The following is a 16235-nucleotide window of genomic DNA, read 5'->3' as shown; positions in this document are numbered from 1 at the left end:
TCTCAATATATTAATAACCAGTATTTTGCTTCAGGTTAGGGTTTGAATCCACAGCACGTTGCGGGATAGGGTAAACCGTCCTGAACGCAGCGCTTTTTGTAGGCCGCTGGTCAACAGGATCATTGAATTTACCAAACCTGATCTGGTCATTTCTTCTCCAGCCTTCCCAATAAAGCTCCCGGCCTCTTTCGGCAAGCATGGCAGTGGCGTCAACAGCGGTTAAAGCTGAAGCTCCACGGTCTGTCCTTAAATCGTTTACAATTGCTAATGGTGTTTTACCCAACGGATCGGTGCCACCTCTCATAATAGCTTCTGCTTTCATTAACAACACATCGCTGTAGCGAAGCAATACATAGGCATTTGTAGCATTATCATCGTTTACTGATCCATCAGCGGCAGGGTGTGGTAAGTATTTAATAACCCTGATACCCTGTGCTTCAGTTGAATAATTCAAATCAACTTTAGGAGTAAAAATCAGTGGCTGCCCACCCCGCTGTTTAAGCGCTACATTTCCAGGTCCATATTGCTGGCCTATAAGAAATCCTGTTTTCAATCCGTTCAAATCAGTCATACCCGGATAATTTCCACCAAGGCGTTCATCAGTTGGTTCAAAACTGCCATAAAAATCCGACAGCGTTGTAAACCCGTTCCAACTACTTGGGCTTTGGTTATAGTGCATTGTCATTCTCCACCTGTTGTGAGCATTAGCAGGCGCGTTTGTTGCTGTATTAACGCGGCCAAATATTATTTCATGACTCAAAGTTGTGTTATCCCACGAAAAATTTGTGAAATATTTACCGGGTGCGGTTAGCTGATAGTCGCCGCTGCTGATAACTTTATTTGAATATTCAATTACTTTGCTCATATCGGCAGGCGTAAATGTAAATGGCCCGCCAACCGCTGATGCTGTGTAAACTGCTTTATTCAGGTAAACCTTAGCTAAAAGCGCATCGGCAGCAGCTTTGCCGGCATGGCCAATGTCAGCTGGTGTGGTAAGATTGGCTTCTGCAAACTCAAGGTCCTTAATAATAAAATCGGTAGCCGCGCTGCGGGTAAAAACTGAAGGGTTAGCATCCGATGCTCCAGCCGGATCCCTGAATGGCGCCTGGCCAAAAAGATCGACTACCTGGAACATAAAATATGCCCTTAAAAAGCTGGCTTCGGCTTTCACCTGGGTAGATACCCCTGAAGCTGTAATAACCTGTGTGGCGCGAAAAACACCTGTGTTTAATTCATCCCAAGTATCGCTGATCTGCTGGTGAAACTGGTCCCACGAATGTGTGTGCAGTTTACGCCACGTTCCAAAATCTCCCCAGTCTGTCCCGCGGGTGGGGCCCATCATTTCATCTGTTGGATGCTCCTGTAAGGCATACGTATTTGCCTGGTTGGTCTGTCCGTTCAGCTGGTTGTAAACCCCGGCAAGATCAGATACAGAACCATTCCCTGTCCTTACGGTTTTCGATCCGTAAACCGTTTCGTTCAGCTTTGTGCAACTCATGGATGTGATTAAAAGCACAGCCATGCATGTCGTTCCAATTTTTACTGTTAATTTTTTCATATCTATATTTTTAAAATCCAGCGTTTATCCCAAATGTAATTGTCCTTGCTTTCGGATAGCCTGTGTAATCTATCCCTCTCGATGGAACACTGTTTATATCTTTGTTAACGTTAATTTCCGGGTCAAGTCCTTTATACGCTGTAAAGAGGGCCAAATTCTGACCACTTAACACAAATCGCAGCGATTTGATTGCTTTACCATTTTTCAAAGCCACTGTATAACCAAGCGTTGCGTTTGAAATACGTACGAAATCGCCTTTTTCAAGCCAGCGGGTCGAAACCTGTCCGGAGTTAAGTACGTTTTCGTTAGTAAAGGCAACATCAGAAGTCACGTTGTGGCCTGTAAGCAAACTGCCCCTGTAGAAATATGCATTAGCAGTATTGTCGTATACATAAAAGCCTGTTACAGCATTTACAAACACGCTTAAGCTCCATGGCCCGTAGCTGAAATTATTTGTTAAGCTAGCCGTAAATTTAGGTAGCGCACTGCCTTGTAAAGTCTGGCCATCAATACCATTTGGATATTTTGCAAAACCTTGCTCGTCGAGGCCATCATATTGCGATACCTTAAAGGTAAACAGCGGATAACCGTTTTGTATTACCTGTGAATATGCGCCCGATAAACCCTGGCCGCTTATTGCACCGGTAATTACAACACGACTGGCAAAATTTTCTACGGTATTTTTAAGAAAGGTCATATTATAATTAATGTCCCAGTTAAATTTGGGGCCTTGCACAGCCGATATATTTAAACCGAACTCTAAACCTTTATTAATAACATTTCCCGGTAAGTTAATCCATTGGCTTGGTGCCGGTGCCGGTTGGGCAAATACGTTCAGGAACAACAGGTCTTTCGTGCTCTTATTAAAATAGTCAACCGTTCCTGTCACTCTTCCCTTTAAAATCGCGAAATCAATACCAGCTCCGTATTGGGTGGTAGTTTCCCATTTCAAATCGGGGTTGGGAGCATAAAGTTGGTTGCTACCACCTCCAAGTTGAGACTGGAATACGGAAAGCGACTGGTATGCCGGGAACTCCTGGTTACCGGTTTTACCATAGTTTAACCGTAAGCCTAAATCATCAAATATTCCTTTTGGCGCAAAGTCTTCATTCATTATCTTCCATTTAACAGCTAATGCCGGGAAGGTTGCGTATTTATGATTTACACCAAACTTGGATGAACCGTCTGTACGTACTGTTGCTGTAACCAAATATTTGTCTTTGTATGAATAAAATATCCTGCCATAGTATGATTGCAACTCAGATTTTGTGGAGTCGCCAAAAATAGGGAAGCGGGTTTTAAAATCGTTAAGGTTTTTTACAAGCACATTAGGTGTTGAAGTCTGAAACCTTACGTCATTAAAACCAAAATTCTTAAATACCTGGTACGAGTACCCACCCAAAACGGTTAATTGACTATTGTCGGACCATTTTCTATCATAGGTTAGCGTATGTTCGACAATTTGGTTTGTAAGTTTAACCTGCTGTAAAGAAGCTTGCCCGATACCCGAAATAGATGGCGTGCTTTGGCCTCTTATATTACCACCGCTGGTGTAACCAGGGATAAGCGGGTCGTAAAAGGTAGTCCTTTTTGATAAAGCATAATCATTACCAAAAGTACCACGGTAACTCAAATCTTTAGTTATCTTTATCGTTGCAGCTATATTCGCCAGGCTCCGGTTAACATTGTCGCGGTCGTCTGTCAGGTTAAGCATCGCAACGGGGTTGAGAGCGGTTCCATCAAAAAAATAAGTACCATCGGCATTTTTAATCGGGTAAGTTGGGTTTAAGCCAAGGGTTGCACCAATTAAACTTCCGGTAAAACCCGCATTATTGGTAATAGGCGCAAACTGGTCTTTAACATTCGACTGCAAATAATTCAAGTCGAGTTTTACAACATCTTTAAACAAATATTGCGATGCATTGATGCGGCCTGTTAAACGTTTTAATCCCGAAGTTTTAACTACACCCTGCTGGTCATCATAACTAAAAGAGGCGCGATAGGTAAATTTATCCTTGGCTCCGCCAAATCCTAAAGTCGCGTTTTGTGAAACCGAACTGCGGAATATCTGGTCCTGGTAGTTTACGTTAGCGCCCTTGTTTATCGCATCAGCATTGGCGCCCGTAGCGGCAACTGCTTTTAAAAAGGTAGGGCCGTCCAACAGTTTATAGCGGCTTGCTGTTGAAGCAAAAGTGGTATTTTCAGAGAATTGAATTCCCTGGCCTTTTCTTCCTTTGCGCGTAGTTATCAAAACTACACCGTTGGCGCCACGTGAACCATATATTGCCGAAGCAGATGCATCTTTTAATATAGAGATGTTCTCAATATCTGCAGGGTTTATAAACTCCAATGGGTTCCTTGGCGAAGATGACCCGGCAACCATTGTAGGGCTGGAACCTGAATAAGAGTCGTTTGAAATCGGAACACCGTCAATTACATACAGCGGATCGTTACCAGCCCTGATTGAGCCGGTTCCCCGTATATTTATTGACGCACCGCTACCTGGTTCGCCGCTCGAAGGCGTTACTGTAACACCTGCTATACGGCCTGCCAGTAACTGGTCTGGCGTAGCTATCAGCCCCTTGTTAAAGTCTCTTGAGCCCAACGAGGCAACAGAGCCTGTCGCATCCTTAACTCTTTGGGTACCGTAACCTACCACTACCACTTCGTTTAATGTCCTGGTGTCGGCACTTAATTTTACATTGATTACAGATCTGCCATTAATTGCAACGGTTTGTGGAGAATAACCTGTGTAGCTAAATACCAGGGAAGTTACGCCAGCCGGTACAGAAACAGAATAATCGCCGTTGGTGTCGGTCAGGCCTCCGCCGGTTGGTCCTACTTTTACGGCAACGCCAATTAGTGTGGTGCCATCTTTGCTGTCAGTTACTTTACCTGTAATTACTTTGTTCTGAGCCAATAATGACTGAGTAAAAAAGCAAAAAACTGCAAAGAAGCTTAAACTGAGTAAACGTTTAAATTGCATAGTTTAAGTTGTTTAAATTGTTTGAAATTGGTTTTATATTCATTGGTTTTTAAGGTTCTATTAAAGATGCATCCACTGCCTGAAATTTCGCACAGGTTAATTAAATTCTGAATATTTTATCTAAACAAAAAACAATTAGCCTAAAATGACAATCCTCGAAAAAATTCAGTAAGCTTGGTTAAATTGGTCTTCACAAAAGCTGTAACTTTCGTATTACAATATTAGCGATTGTGGATTGGTAAAAATAGAGCAATCGCCGTTGCAGCGCGTCAAGAGGGAGGATTTTAACGATTTTATAATTTTATATAAAAAATTTAAACATTAATTAATTGATAATCAATTGATTAATGTTTAATATAGATCAAAAAATATAATCATTTTTTACCCTTTTATTGCCGTTAAAGCATGAATTATTAGCAAAAGGGAATACTTTTTTACCACTTTTAGGTTTGTTTGTCAAAATCAAACGCCTTAATAGCCATAATTTGTTTATCAAAATTTTCGTGGTCTATTGCCCTTGCTTTTATCCTCATTTTGTAAACGTAAATAGTATTTACAGAATATTCCAGTATTTTGGCGATAGTATCGTCGTCGTTAATCCCAATACGGATAAGGGCGTAAATTCTAAGGTCAGTATTCAATAACTCGTTTTCGTGCGGCCAGGATTGATCCTTTTTTTCAAAAAGCGAATTAAAGGCGAAGATAAAATTGGGAAATATTTTGATGAAAATATGGTCGAAACTGTAATACAGGGAAGCCCGTTCGTTTTTTATATCTATTTTATTGATGAGTTCATTTATATCTTCATACTTCTTCATAGATAGTTTTGTGCCTACCGTCATTTTTAGTTTCTCGAGCTTCAAGATGTAGCCTGATATCTCTTTAAAAAACTGCCCAATATACTCTTCCTTAATATTAGCATCTTCCAACAGCTTGTCGTTGATATATTCCAACTGAACATTTTTATCCTCGATAATCTTCTCTTTCGTTTTTACCTTATTAAGCTGGTTAAACATCAATACAAGGAAAATAACTACCAGGATTGCTAAGGAAGTAATGATTAACAGGTAAATAAGTATCTTATTTTTCTGATGTTCTGAGTTGTTTATCTCTTCAGCCGCAATCAACGGCAGTATCGATCCTATCTGTATTTTTCGCTGCCGCGCACCATAGAAATCCGCATCTGCTTTTGCCAGTTTTATGAACTGGTAGGCATCTTCAATGCTCCCCTGCTTGTATAAAAGCCCCGCCAGCGTGTAAAGGGCCACTGTTTCGCGGGTTGATGATCGTACATCAGCAATTGCTGATTCAATGGTCATATTCAACCCATCCTGTTGCTGGTCGCTTTTAATGTAAATTTCTCCCAGTGAACAGGCTACCATTGCCCGCAGGTGCATGGAAATCAGTGAACCTTGTCTTAAAAGTTTTTGAAAGGCATAGGCGCCCTGCTCAAACTCCCCTTCCTGCAACTTTTGCAGACCTATGTAATAGGTCTTAGCTGTAGCATTATCCACGCTAAAATAAATTGCGGAATCGAGATACCTGTTTCCCGTTTTAATGTATGAAGGGGTAAAATATTTATCATGGTTATAATAAGCCAGGTCGTAGTAGCTCCGCCCCATTAAAAAATAATACTCTGATTTTACAGAATCCTCCAGTTTATTAACATCAACCTTGCCAAGCACCCTAAATGTTTCGTTAAACAATCCGGAGGAAAGTAAAATAAAACTTAATTTAACTTCACTATAATACTCTTTAGGTTTGTAGTTTATGCGCTTACTAATGTTAATCATTTTGTTAACATATACATAAGCAGAATCAAACTGGTATGATTTATATTCATCATACAGCCAGTTAGCCAAAGTAAACTGGGCCTGGTAATCATCTTTATTTATTTTACTTTCACTTTCTTTTAGCTTCTTAATGTGTAATTCCTTCTTTGACAGGTATTCATCTGATTTACCGAGCTCGGTTTTCAAAACTTTTAAAAGACTATCTGTTTTATCAGAACTATTGGCAAAACAGCTTACCGGGATAAAAAGTATAAGCAATAAAAAGGCTCTCATAAAAAACAATTGGGATTAATTGCAACATATTAAATATCTGCGATTATTCAATGAAAGATTTGACATTTATATTCGGCTATCCTTACTGTTTAAATAGACACCCGGATTGCCGGTCCGGAAATAAGATTATTCCAACTGTAAACCTATACCCGTATTAGACCGACAATCAGTATGCTCATAGTGTGCCAGGTGTTCCGTTGTGAAAATGGAACGCTCTGCCGTATAAAAAGGTTGGACGCAATTTCGGTTGCTAAATTCAGTAACCATTATAAATCAATCAATTAACTTACGCTGTCTGTTGAAAAAAGGGGTTGATCCCTATTTTTTTAATATCCACACCCCTTTTTGACAAATAAACCCTTCCAAAATGGAAGGGTTTATTTGTTTGTACCCTGGCAGGAATAGAGTTTTTTATTTATAAATAATTGATTATTAATTATTTATAAATAAAAATACAAATACTGGTATTCCCTTTGCCAATGTGGTGTAAATAAAAGAATCCCCATGCATATCGCAGCTCTTTTCCAGGCCATCAAATTTTTAAAACCCAGGTTTTGCATTTATCAGCAGGTAATATCGGCACCTCAAACTTTAGCTCCCAAACAGGTTAACAGTTGTTTTTTAAATGATGCTGGTCATTTTTAAGAGGCTGTAATACAGGTAGATTTAATCACAAATGTTGCAACTTAACATTAATATATATAATCATGCTTACAATCATTCTTTTCCTGGCCCTGCTTGTTGGCTGTTGGCTCATTTTTAAATCAATTGATTACTTCGAAAAAATCTGAAAATTATGTTAGCCCTATTTATCGTAGCAATTGCGGTATTCATATACATGGTATATGTACTGCTGAAACCCGAAAAATTTTAATTGTAAAACCCGATGAACACTGAACTACTTGGAATTATTGCCTCGTTTGCCATCACTATGCTGATAGCTATACCGTTGGGCAAGTACCTGGCAAAAATGTATGCCGGGGAAAAAACATGGACCGACTTTTTAAAACCGCTTGAAAACGGGCTTTATAAGCTGTCCGGAATTAACCCTGATGAGCCAATGAACTGGAAGCAGTTTTTAAAGGCTATGATGACCATTAACATACTTTGGCTGGTGTATGGTTTTTTTGTGCTGATGCACCAGGATAAGCTGCCGCTAAACCCGGATGGTAATGCAGGGCAGTCTGCTGACACGGCCTTTAATACTATCATCAGCTTTGTGGCCAACTGTAACCTGCAGCACTATTCGGGCGAAAGCGGTGCTACCTACTTAACGCAGCATTTCATTTTCATGTTCCTGCACTTTGTAAGTGCCGCTACGGGGATGGCCTGCGCAGTGGCTATATTTAAAGCTTTCAGGGATAAAACCACCACCGATTTGGGTAACTTCTGGAATTTCTTCGTGAAATCTATCACCCGGGTTTTATTGCCATTATCTATCGTTATTGCTTTAATATTGACTTTCAACGGTACGCCAAGCAGCTATGCAGGCAAGGACAAATTTATATCGTTACAGGGCGATACGGTAAACGTATCACGCGGCCCTGCTGCTCAGATGATCGCCATTAAGCACCTGGGCACCAATGGCGGCGGCTGGTTTGGCGCCAACTCGGCCCACCCGTTGGAAAACCCCAACTACTTGACAAACATGACCGAAATCATCGCGCAGTTTGTTATTCCGGTTGCCATGATTTTGGCTTTCGGCTATTTTATCCGAAAGAAGAAATTGGGCTGGGTGATATTCAGCGTAATGATGGTGGGGGTATTCATGCTGATGATACCGAGTATAACCAGCGAATTGGGCGGCAATCCCTTGATTGCCAAAATGGGCATCAGCCAGGCCACCGGTGCCATGGAAGGTAAGGAAGTCCGCTTTGGGCCAACCGCTACTGCTTACTGGAGTACCTTAACTACGGTTACTTCAACCGGTTCGGTTAATGGCATGCATGACAGCACAATGGCCCTTACCGGGTTGTGGGAATTGCTGGCCATGATGATTAATGCCTTCTTCGGAGGGTGCGGCGTGGGTATCATGAACTATTTTATTTACCTCATTATCGCGGTATTTATATCTGGTTTGATGGTAGGCCGAACCCCCGAGTTTTTGGGCCACAAGCTGGAAGCCCGCGAGGTGAAGATTGCCGCGCTGATTACATTGCTGAGCCCTTTCCTCATCATGTCGTTCACTGCACTGTCAAGCTATGTATTTATGGCACATCCTGGTATCGATTGGGCCGTTAAGCCATCAACATGGCTTAATAACCCCGGCTATCATGGTTTCTCCGAAATGTTATATGAGTACAGTTCATCCAATGCAAACAATGGCTCCGGCTTTGAAGGGCTGGGTGATGGTAATATCTTCTGGAATGTAACTACCGGTATTGTAATACTGTTAGGTCGCTTTCTACCGATCATAGGCCCGGTTGCAATTGCCGGGTTATTGGCCCAAAAGAAATTCATACCAGAGTCTACCGGTACATTAAAAACCGATACACTGACATTTGGGGTGATGACCTTTGCGGTAATTATGATATTAAATGCATTGTCTTATTTCCCGGCGCTGGCCCTTGGTCCGCTGGCCGAACATTTCTCCATGCTTAAGTAAAAGAAAATGAAAACTCAAAATAACAAATTATTTGAATCCGCCCAGGTGCAAACCGCGCTGAAGGAATCATTCATAAAACTCGATCCCAGGGTAATGGTGCGCAACCCGGTAATGTTTACCGTGGAGATAGGCACACTGGTGATGCTGTTTGTAAGCATTTACAGCTTCTCGCACCGCGACCAGGGTTCGTTCGGCTATAACGTTGCCATCTTTATCATCCTGTTATTAACTGTGTTGTTTGCCAACTTTGCCGAAGCCATTGCCGAAGCACGCGGCAAAGCACAGGCCGACAGCCTCCGTAAAACCCGCCAGGAAACACCGGCCAAGGTTATTATGGCCGATGGTAGCATTGTAACCAAATCATCAAGCGAGCTGCGTAAAGGCGATGTGTTTTTCTGCGAAACCGGCGACACCATCCCAACCGATGGCGAGATCATCGAAGGTATCGCAACAATAGATGAATCGGCAATAACCGGCGAATCAGCCCCTGTTATTCGAGAATCAGGTGGTGATAAATCGTCCGTAACCGGTGGTACAAAAGTACTATCGGACGAAATTAAAGTAATGGTATCCACCCAGCCCGGTGAAAGCTTTCTGGATAAGATGATTGCGTTGGTTGAAGGTGCATCTCGCCAAAAAACACCAAACGAAATTGCGTTGACCATTTTGCTGGCCAGCTTTACGCTGATATTCGTTATCGTTTGCGTTACCCTGCAGCCTTTTGCGAACTATGCAAATACGCCAATCACTATAGCAGCCTTAATATCGCTGTTTGTATGTTTGATACCGACCACCATCGGTGGGCTTTTATCGGCTATCGGTATTGCGGGTATGGACAGGGCATTGCGTGCCAACGTAATCACCAAATCGGGCAAGGCGGTTGAAACTGCAGGTGATATAGACGTGTTGTTACTCGATAAGACAGGTACCATCACCATCGGTAACCGTAAAGCCACCCACTTCTGGCCGGCCTTAGGCGTATTGCCTGATGACTTTATGACGGCTTGTGTGCTTTCATCGCTTGCTGATGAAACCCCCGAAGGTAAATCAATTGTTGAACTTGCTGCTACACACTTTAAGTTACCTGTTACACCGGAAGGTTCGGAGTTTGTGAAATTTACAGCTGAAACCCGCTCGAGCGGTATTAATACGCCTGCTGGTTTACGTATCCGTAAAGGGGCGTCCGATTCTATAAAGAACATTGCAGTAAAAGCGGGCAATCCCTATCCGGCAGAAATTGACGAAAGGGTAAAAATCATCGCCTCAAACGGCGGTACCCCGCTGGTGGTTGCACAAAACGAAAAAATTCTGGGTGTAATAGAGCTGCAGGATATCATTAAAACCGGTATTTCGGAACGCTTTGAACGCCTTCGCAAAATGGGTGTTAAAACCGTAATGGTTACCGGCGATAACCCCTTAACCGCCAAATTTATAGCCGAAAAGGCTGGTGTTGACGATTACATTGCCGAAGCCAAGCCCGAGGACAAAATGAACTACATTAAGCTGGAACAAAACAGCGGCAAGCTGGTGGCAATGATGGGCGACGGTACAAACGATGCGCCCGCCCTGGCCCAGGCCGATGTTGGCGTTGCCATGAACAGTGGCACCCAGGCTGCAAAAGAAGCCGGTAACATGGTTGATTTGGATAACGACCCAACCAAACTGATAGAAATTGTTGAAATAGGCAAGCAACTGCTGATAACCAGGGGCACGCTTACCACCTTCTCCATCGCCAATGATGTGGCTAAATATTTCGCCATCGTTCCTGCTTTATTTATGGCTTCGATACCCGCTTTGCAGAGCATTAACATTATGAAACTGCACAGCCCCGAATCGGCCATTCTATCGGCAGTAATATTTAACGCAATCATCATCCCGATGCTGATACCTCTTGCACTAAGAGGTGTTGAATACAAGCCGATCGGCGCCAGCGCACTATTGCGCCGCAACCTGCTTATTTATGGCGTGGGCGGTGTAATTGCACCATTTATAGGTATCAAATTAATTGATATGGTTACTTCATTAATGCTTTAATAATTAAGAAAATGAAAAAATATATTGTTCCATCAATAAGGATCACCGTTGTACTCACCATTTTATTATGTGTGATATACCCGCTGTTCATTACCCTTGCCGGTAAGTTGTCAAAAGGCCACGGTGATGGCGAGCAAATTATAGTAAACGGCAAAGTAGTTGGCTATGCAGCCCTTGGACAAAGCTTTACCAAACCCCAATACTTTTGGGGCAGGCCCTCTGCTGCAAGCTATAACGCAGCAGGTTCGTCGGGTTCAAACAAAGGTCCAAGCAACCCCGATTATTTAAAGGACGTTAAAAATCGTATCGACACTTTGTTGAAGTATCACCCTTATTTAAAAAAGAGTGACATCCCTGCCGACATGGTTACCGCATCGGGCAGTGGCCTTGACCCTGATATTTCTGCCGATGCAGCTAAAATGCAGGTAAAGAGGGTTGCCCAATTCCGCAAGCTTGATGAGCAGAAGGTAGCAGCCCTGGTAAACAGCCATATTGAGCAGCCGCTTTTGGGCTTATTTGGCCCGGGCAAGGTTAACGTGCTGAAATTAAATGTAGCGCTTGACGAATTGAAATAGAAAAATATAACCGCCGGGACACAGAGAATGCACAGGGAGCACGGAGCGTAATTGGGTAAAAAAATCTTCGTGCTTTCCTGTACATATTTACTAGTCCCACGGGCGGAAAACATCAACCTTAACAACAGCAAATTTTATAAACTAACATGAACAAAAAATTAATAATTATATCGCTTTTTACTTTTGCGGCAATAACTGTAAAAGCGGCTATAATGCCGGTTGATACCGGTAAGACCGCTGCCCCTGCAGCTGACCCGCCACTTGTGTTTTCAGGATCGGTAGATACTTATTATAAGGCCGATTTTTCGGGCCATTCAAATATCCCTACCAGCTTCGCAAACGAAAATAATTCGATATCAATAGGCATGATTGACCTGGCCTTGAAAAAAAAGGTAGGTAAAGCAGCATTTGTGGGCGAACTTTCATTCGGCCCACGCAGCGATCAATCTATCCCAACTTCGGGTTATCATATTCAAAATTTGTATGTATCGTATGATGTAACTGATAAATTTAATCTTACTGCGGGTTATTTAGCCACATTCGTAGGTTACGAGGTAATATCGCCGGTGGGCAACTTTAACTATTCAACCTCATACCTGTTTACCAACGGCCCATTCCAGAATGCTGGTTTTAAAGCCACCTATGCTTTTAGCGATAAAGTGAGCCTGATGGCTGGTATATTTAACAATAAATGGAATTATTATTCATCGTTAAATTCGGGTAATACAGCCAATGGCGATGTGTCAACCTTTGGTGCGCAGCTAACAGTAACACCGGTTAAAGGCTGGACCGCTTATCTGAACCTGGTAACAGGCTCATATTCGGGTACCGAGTTTGACCTGACAACTGCTTACCAAATAACTAATGAATTTAAACTGGGATTAAACGCAGCAACTTTTTCGGCACCTAATAATGGTGGTGGTTTCGAAGGTGTAGCTTTATACCCCCAGATTGCTGTATCGCCTATTGTAACCTTCGGTTTACGCGGCGAATACTTTAAAGTAAAAGATAATGGCGGCAATGTAAAAGCAATTACGGTCACATCAAATATAAAAGCCGGGCCGCTAACCATCATTCCTGAAGTAAGGTTTGATACAAAAAGCAGTGATTTCGGCGCATCATTTACCGATAGCAATGGCATGGCAGCCACCCACGCATCACAATTTGTATTGGCAGCGGTTTATGGGTTTTAGTGTATAGATTACAGAGGTGCGATGTATCGCGTCTCCAGCAAATAGGTATTCAATATATAGAAAAAACACAAGCCGTTTTATAGTAATTGTAGAGACGCAATACTTGCGTCTCCCACGGACGGGGAATAAAATAAGAAAAACACAAGCAGTTTTATCGTAAATTTAGTTTGATTGAAGCTTGTGCAAAAAAAGGGGGTGCTTGCATCCCCTTTAAAAGGTTAATAACAACGCGTATAAAACCAATTATGAGCGAAGAAAATAAAGAAGCATCTGCCGAGCATTTTTTTGAACTGGTAAAGCGTTCGCGACGTGGCAAGTTTAAGATATATATCGGCATGAGCGCCGGCGTTGGTAAAACCTACCGGATGCTGCAGGAAGCGCATGCGCTTTTGCGAAACGGCATCGATATTCAAATTGGCTATATAGAAACCCATAACCGGGCTGAAACCCAGGCGTTGATTGAAGGCCTGCCGTTAATACCCCGCCGAAAGATTTTTTACAAGGGCAAGGAATTGGAGGAAATGGATTTGGTAGCTATATTAAACCGCCACCCGGAAGTAGTTATTGTGGACGAGCTGGCGCATACCAATGTTGAGGGCAGTAAAAACAGTAAACGCTGGCAGGACGTAGTTGATATTTTGGATGCCGGTATAAGTGTTATTTCTGCTGTAAACATTCAGCACCTCGAAAGTATGAACCAGGAGATTGAGTCCATCACCGGCATACCTATTACAGAACGCATACCCGATAAGGTGCTTGAGTTAACGGACGAGATTGTAAATATCGACCTTACCGCCGATGAACTAATCGACCGGCTGAAGGAGGGGAAGATTTACGACAAGAGTAAGATAAACATAGCCCTGCAAAATTTTTTCCAGGCCGATAAGATATTGCAGTTAAGGGAACTGGCATTAAGAGAGGTGGCGCACCATGTTGAGCGAAAAATAAATATCGAGATCCCTAAGCAAATAAAGCTTAGGCCCGAAAAATTTTTGGCCTGCATATCGTCAAACGCCGAAACTGCTAAAGCTGTAATCCGGAAAACTGCGCGGCTTGCATCGTATTATCGCTCAACATGGATAGTTTTGTATGTACAAAGCAGCAGCGAAAGTGGTAACCGCATAAAACTGGATAAACAACGCCACCTGATAAACAATTTTAAGCTGGCAACAGAATTGGGTGGCGAGGTTTTAAAAATAAAAAGCGACAATGTTACGCAAACGATTATGCAGGTTGCCGACGAAAGGGAAATTACAACCATTTGTATAGGCAAGCCGCACTTAAATTTATTCCAGGTTATTTTACGAACGGCGGTGTTTAACCAACTGCTAAAACACATAGCCTCAACAGATACTGATTTAGTTATTTTATCATAAAAACATTTTAATACGTAAAATCATGAAAATTAAAAATAAACTTCGCCTCGGGTTTGGCTTTCTGTTTGTAGTCGTCCTTTTTTTTGGCGTAGTGTCTATATTTTATATCCACGACATATCCGACAGTGCCAAAGTAATCCTCAAAAATAATTATGAGTCACTAAGTTTTGCCCGCGAAATGCGGACGATACTTGATGTAGAAAAGCTACCGTTAAGCGAAACAGCAAAAAACGATTTTGATAAACAACTGGTTTTACAGGAACATAACATTACCGAAACTGGTGAGGCTGCAGCAACTACGGTGCTTCGGAAAGCTTTTAGGGATTTACAATCGCCCAAAAGTGATTTGCCTGCCCAGGAGCGGGCCGAATACGATGCGCGTACCCAATTAAGGCAAATAGAAAAACTGAACATGCAGGCCATTGTGCGCAAAAACGATCGTGCGCAGGCATCGGTAAACAACGCTACTTTGTTATTGGGTTTGGCAGGCGGTTTTACGTTTTTGATACTGTTTAGCTTCAGTGTTAATTTTCCTGGGTTTATTGCTAACCCGCTAAGGGCTTTGATCGACGGTATCCGCGAGATTACCCGCAAAAACTATAACCAGCGCCTAAATTTTGATAAAAACGATGAATTTGGCGAAGTAGCGATGGCTTTTAACGATATGGCCGCACGACTTAATGAATGGGAAAATAGCAACCTGGCAACTGTATTGTCGGAGAAACAACGCATCGAAGCCATTATTGAACAGATGCAGGATGCAATCATCGGCTTAAATGAAAAGCAGGAGATATTGTTTATTAATACGGTCGCCGAAAATATACTGAACCTTAAAGAGCAAAAAATAATAGGCCAGCGCGCCGATAAATTTACCGCCACTAATGACCTGTTTAAATCGATAATTGAAAACAACACTTTAAAGTCGATCAAAATTGCACTTGATGGTAAGGAGCTTTACTACCAGCTGGAAAGCCGGGAAATAATTATCCCTAACCTAAATTCACGGGCAAGTGATGTGCTCGACATTGGTAGCAAATCGGTGGGTAAAGTGTACTTGCTGAAAAATATTACAGAGTTTAAAGAAAAAGATGAAGCAAAAACCAATTTTATAGCCACAATTTCGCATGAATTAAAAACACCTATATCGTCAATAAAAATGTGTTTAAAATTGCTTGCAGACGAACGCATTGGCCACGTTAATGCCCAGCAAATGGAACTGGTTGATCATATAAGGGATGATAGCGACAGATTGCTGAAAATCACAAGCGAATTACTTGACTTGTCGCAGGTTGAAACCGGGAACATCCAGCTAAACTTTGTACCATCAGACCCGTCGGTGATCGTTGATTATGCGCTCGATTCTGTAAAATTCCCTGCCGGGCAAAAGGGGATAATACTTGACGTTGTGAAACAACCCGACCTGTCGAAAGTACAAGTTGATGTTGAAAAAACCGCCTGGGTGTTGGTGAATTTTCTGTCGAATGCCCTGCGTTACAGCCCCGAAAAATCAAAGGTTACCATCAATATCTCCGAAAAGAACGGATCAGTTATTTTTTCGGTGAAGGATTTGGGCAAAGGGATTGATGAACAATACCAGAAACGTTTATTTGACCGCTATTTCCAGGTACCTACCGACGGGCAAAATAAATCCGGGTCGGGCCTAGGCCTGGCAATATCAAAAGATTTTATCGAGGCGCAGCACGGCACCATCTGGCTGGAAAGCGCTATAGGTGAGGGGAGCACTTTTTCGTTTGCGCTGCCCGCATATCCGGATAAAAAAAGTTGAGACGGGTGTAAAATTATTCAGTAATTGGTGCGAAGGTGTATGGTTTTCAATAGTTG

At 42.3% G+C, this 16235-nt stretch carries 10 protein-coding genes; 7 read left to right on the top strand and 3 right to left on the bottom strand.

Annotated features, from left to right (window positions below):
- Positions 1–10 precede the first annotated feature (10 nt).
- The 3 genes from NAF19_RS05880 to susR all read right to left on the bottom strand — a co-directional run bounded on the left by NAF19_RS05880 (position 11) and on the right by susR (position 6610).
- Entirely contained in the window at positions 11–1558 is a 1548-nt protein-coding gene (locus NAF19_RS05880; RefSeq protein ID WP_252788887.1) for a RagB/SusD family nutrient uptake outer membrane protein, read from the bottom strand.
- 10 nt (positions 1559–1568) lie between these two features.
- Positions 1569–4544, bottom strand: a complete 2976-nt coding sequence (locus tag NAF19_RS05875; protein ID WP_252788886.1) for a SusC/RagA family TonB-linked outer membrane protein — start codon at positions 4542–4544, stop codon at positions 1569–1571.
- A 443-nt stretch (positions 4545–4987) separates the two neighbouring features.
- A complete protein-coding gene (gene susR, locus NAF19_RS05870) occupies positions 4988–6610 on the bottom strand; it encodes a SusR family glycan utilization regulator (protein WP_252788885.1) in 1623 nt (540 codons plus the stop codon).
- A 796-nt stretch (positions 6611–7406) separates the two neighbouring features.
- On the opposite strand from susR, the gene kdpF reads away from it, so the two are divergent.
- The 7 genes from kdpF to NAF19_RS05840 all read left to right on the top strand — a co-directional run bounded on the left by kdpF (position 7407) and on the right by NAF19_RS05840 (position 16179).
- Positions 7407–7484: a K(+)-transporting ATPase subunit F gene (gene kdpF, locus NAF19_RS30695; RefSeq protein WP_094573040.1), complete on the top strand. Its 78-nt coding sequence runs from the start codon at positions 7407–7409 to the stop codon at positions 7482–7484.
- Between the two features lie 12 nt (positions 7485–7496).
- Positions 7497–9215: a potassium-transporting ATPase subunit KdpA gene (kdpA, locus tag NAF19_RS05865; protein ID WP_252788884.1), complete on the top strand. Its 1719-nt coding sequence runs from the start codon at positions 7497–7499 to the stop codon at positions 9213–9215.
- A 6-nt stretch (positions 9216–9221) separates the two neighbouring features.
- The gene (gene kdpB, locus NAF19_RS05860; RefSeq protein WP_252788883.1) at positions 9222–11249 is read left to right on the top strand and encodes a potassium-transporting ATPase subunit KdpB; all 2028 of its coding nucleotides are present in this window, start codon (positions 9222–9224) and stop codon (positions 11247–11249) included.
- An 11-nt stretch (positions 11250–11260) separates the two neighbouring features.
- The gene (locus NAF19_RS05855) at positions 11261–11824 is read left to right on the top strand and encodes a K(+)-transporting ATPase subunit C (RefSeq protein WP_252788882.1); all 564 of its coding nucleotides are present in this window, start codon (positions 11261–11263) and stop codon (positions 11822–11824) included.
- Positions 11825–11970: 146 nt separating this feature from the next.
- On the top strand, positions 11971–13017 hold the full coding sequence (locus tag NAF19_RS05850; RefSeq protein WP_370362847.1) for a porin: 1047 nt from the start codon (positions 11971–11973) through the stop codon (positions 13015–13017).
- A 245-nt stretch (positions 13018–13262) separates the two neighbouring features.
- Positions 13263–14393 (top strand): sensor protein KdpD, encoded by a 1131-nt coding sequence (locus NAF19_RS05845; RefSeq protein WP_252788881.1) that lies wholly within the window; start codon positions 13263–13265, stop codon positions 14391–14393.
- Positions 14394–14415: 22 nt separating this feature from the next.
- Positions 14416–16179: a HAMP domain-containing sensor histidine kinase gene (locus tag NAF19_RS05840; RefSeq protein ID WP_252788880.1), complete on the top strand. Its 1764-nt coding sequence runs from the start codon at positions 14416–14418 to the stop codon at positions 16177–16179.
- Positions 16180–16235 lie beyond the last annotated feature (56 nt).

The organism is Mucilaginibacter flavidus, from assembly GCF_024055575.1.
GTDB lineage: Bacteria > Bacteroidota > Bacteroidia > Sphingobacteriales > Sphingobacteriaceae > Mucilaginibacter > Mucilaginibacter flavidus.
This window is presented reverse-complemented; position numbering and strand designations above follow the sequence as displayed.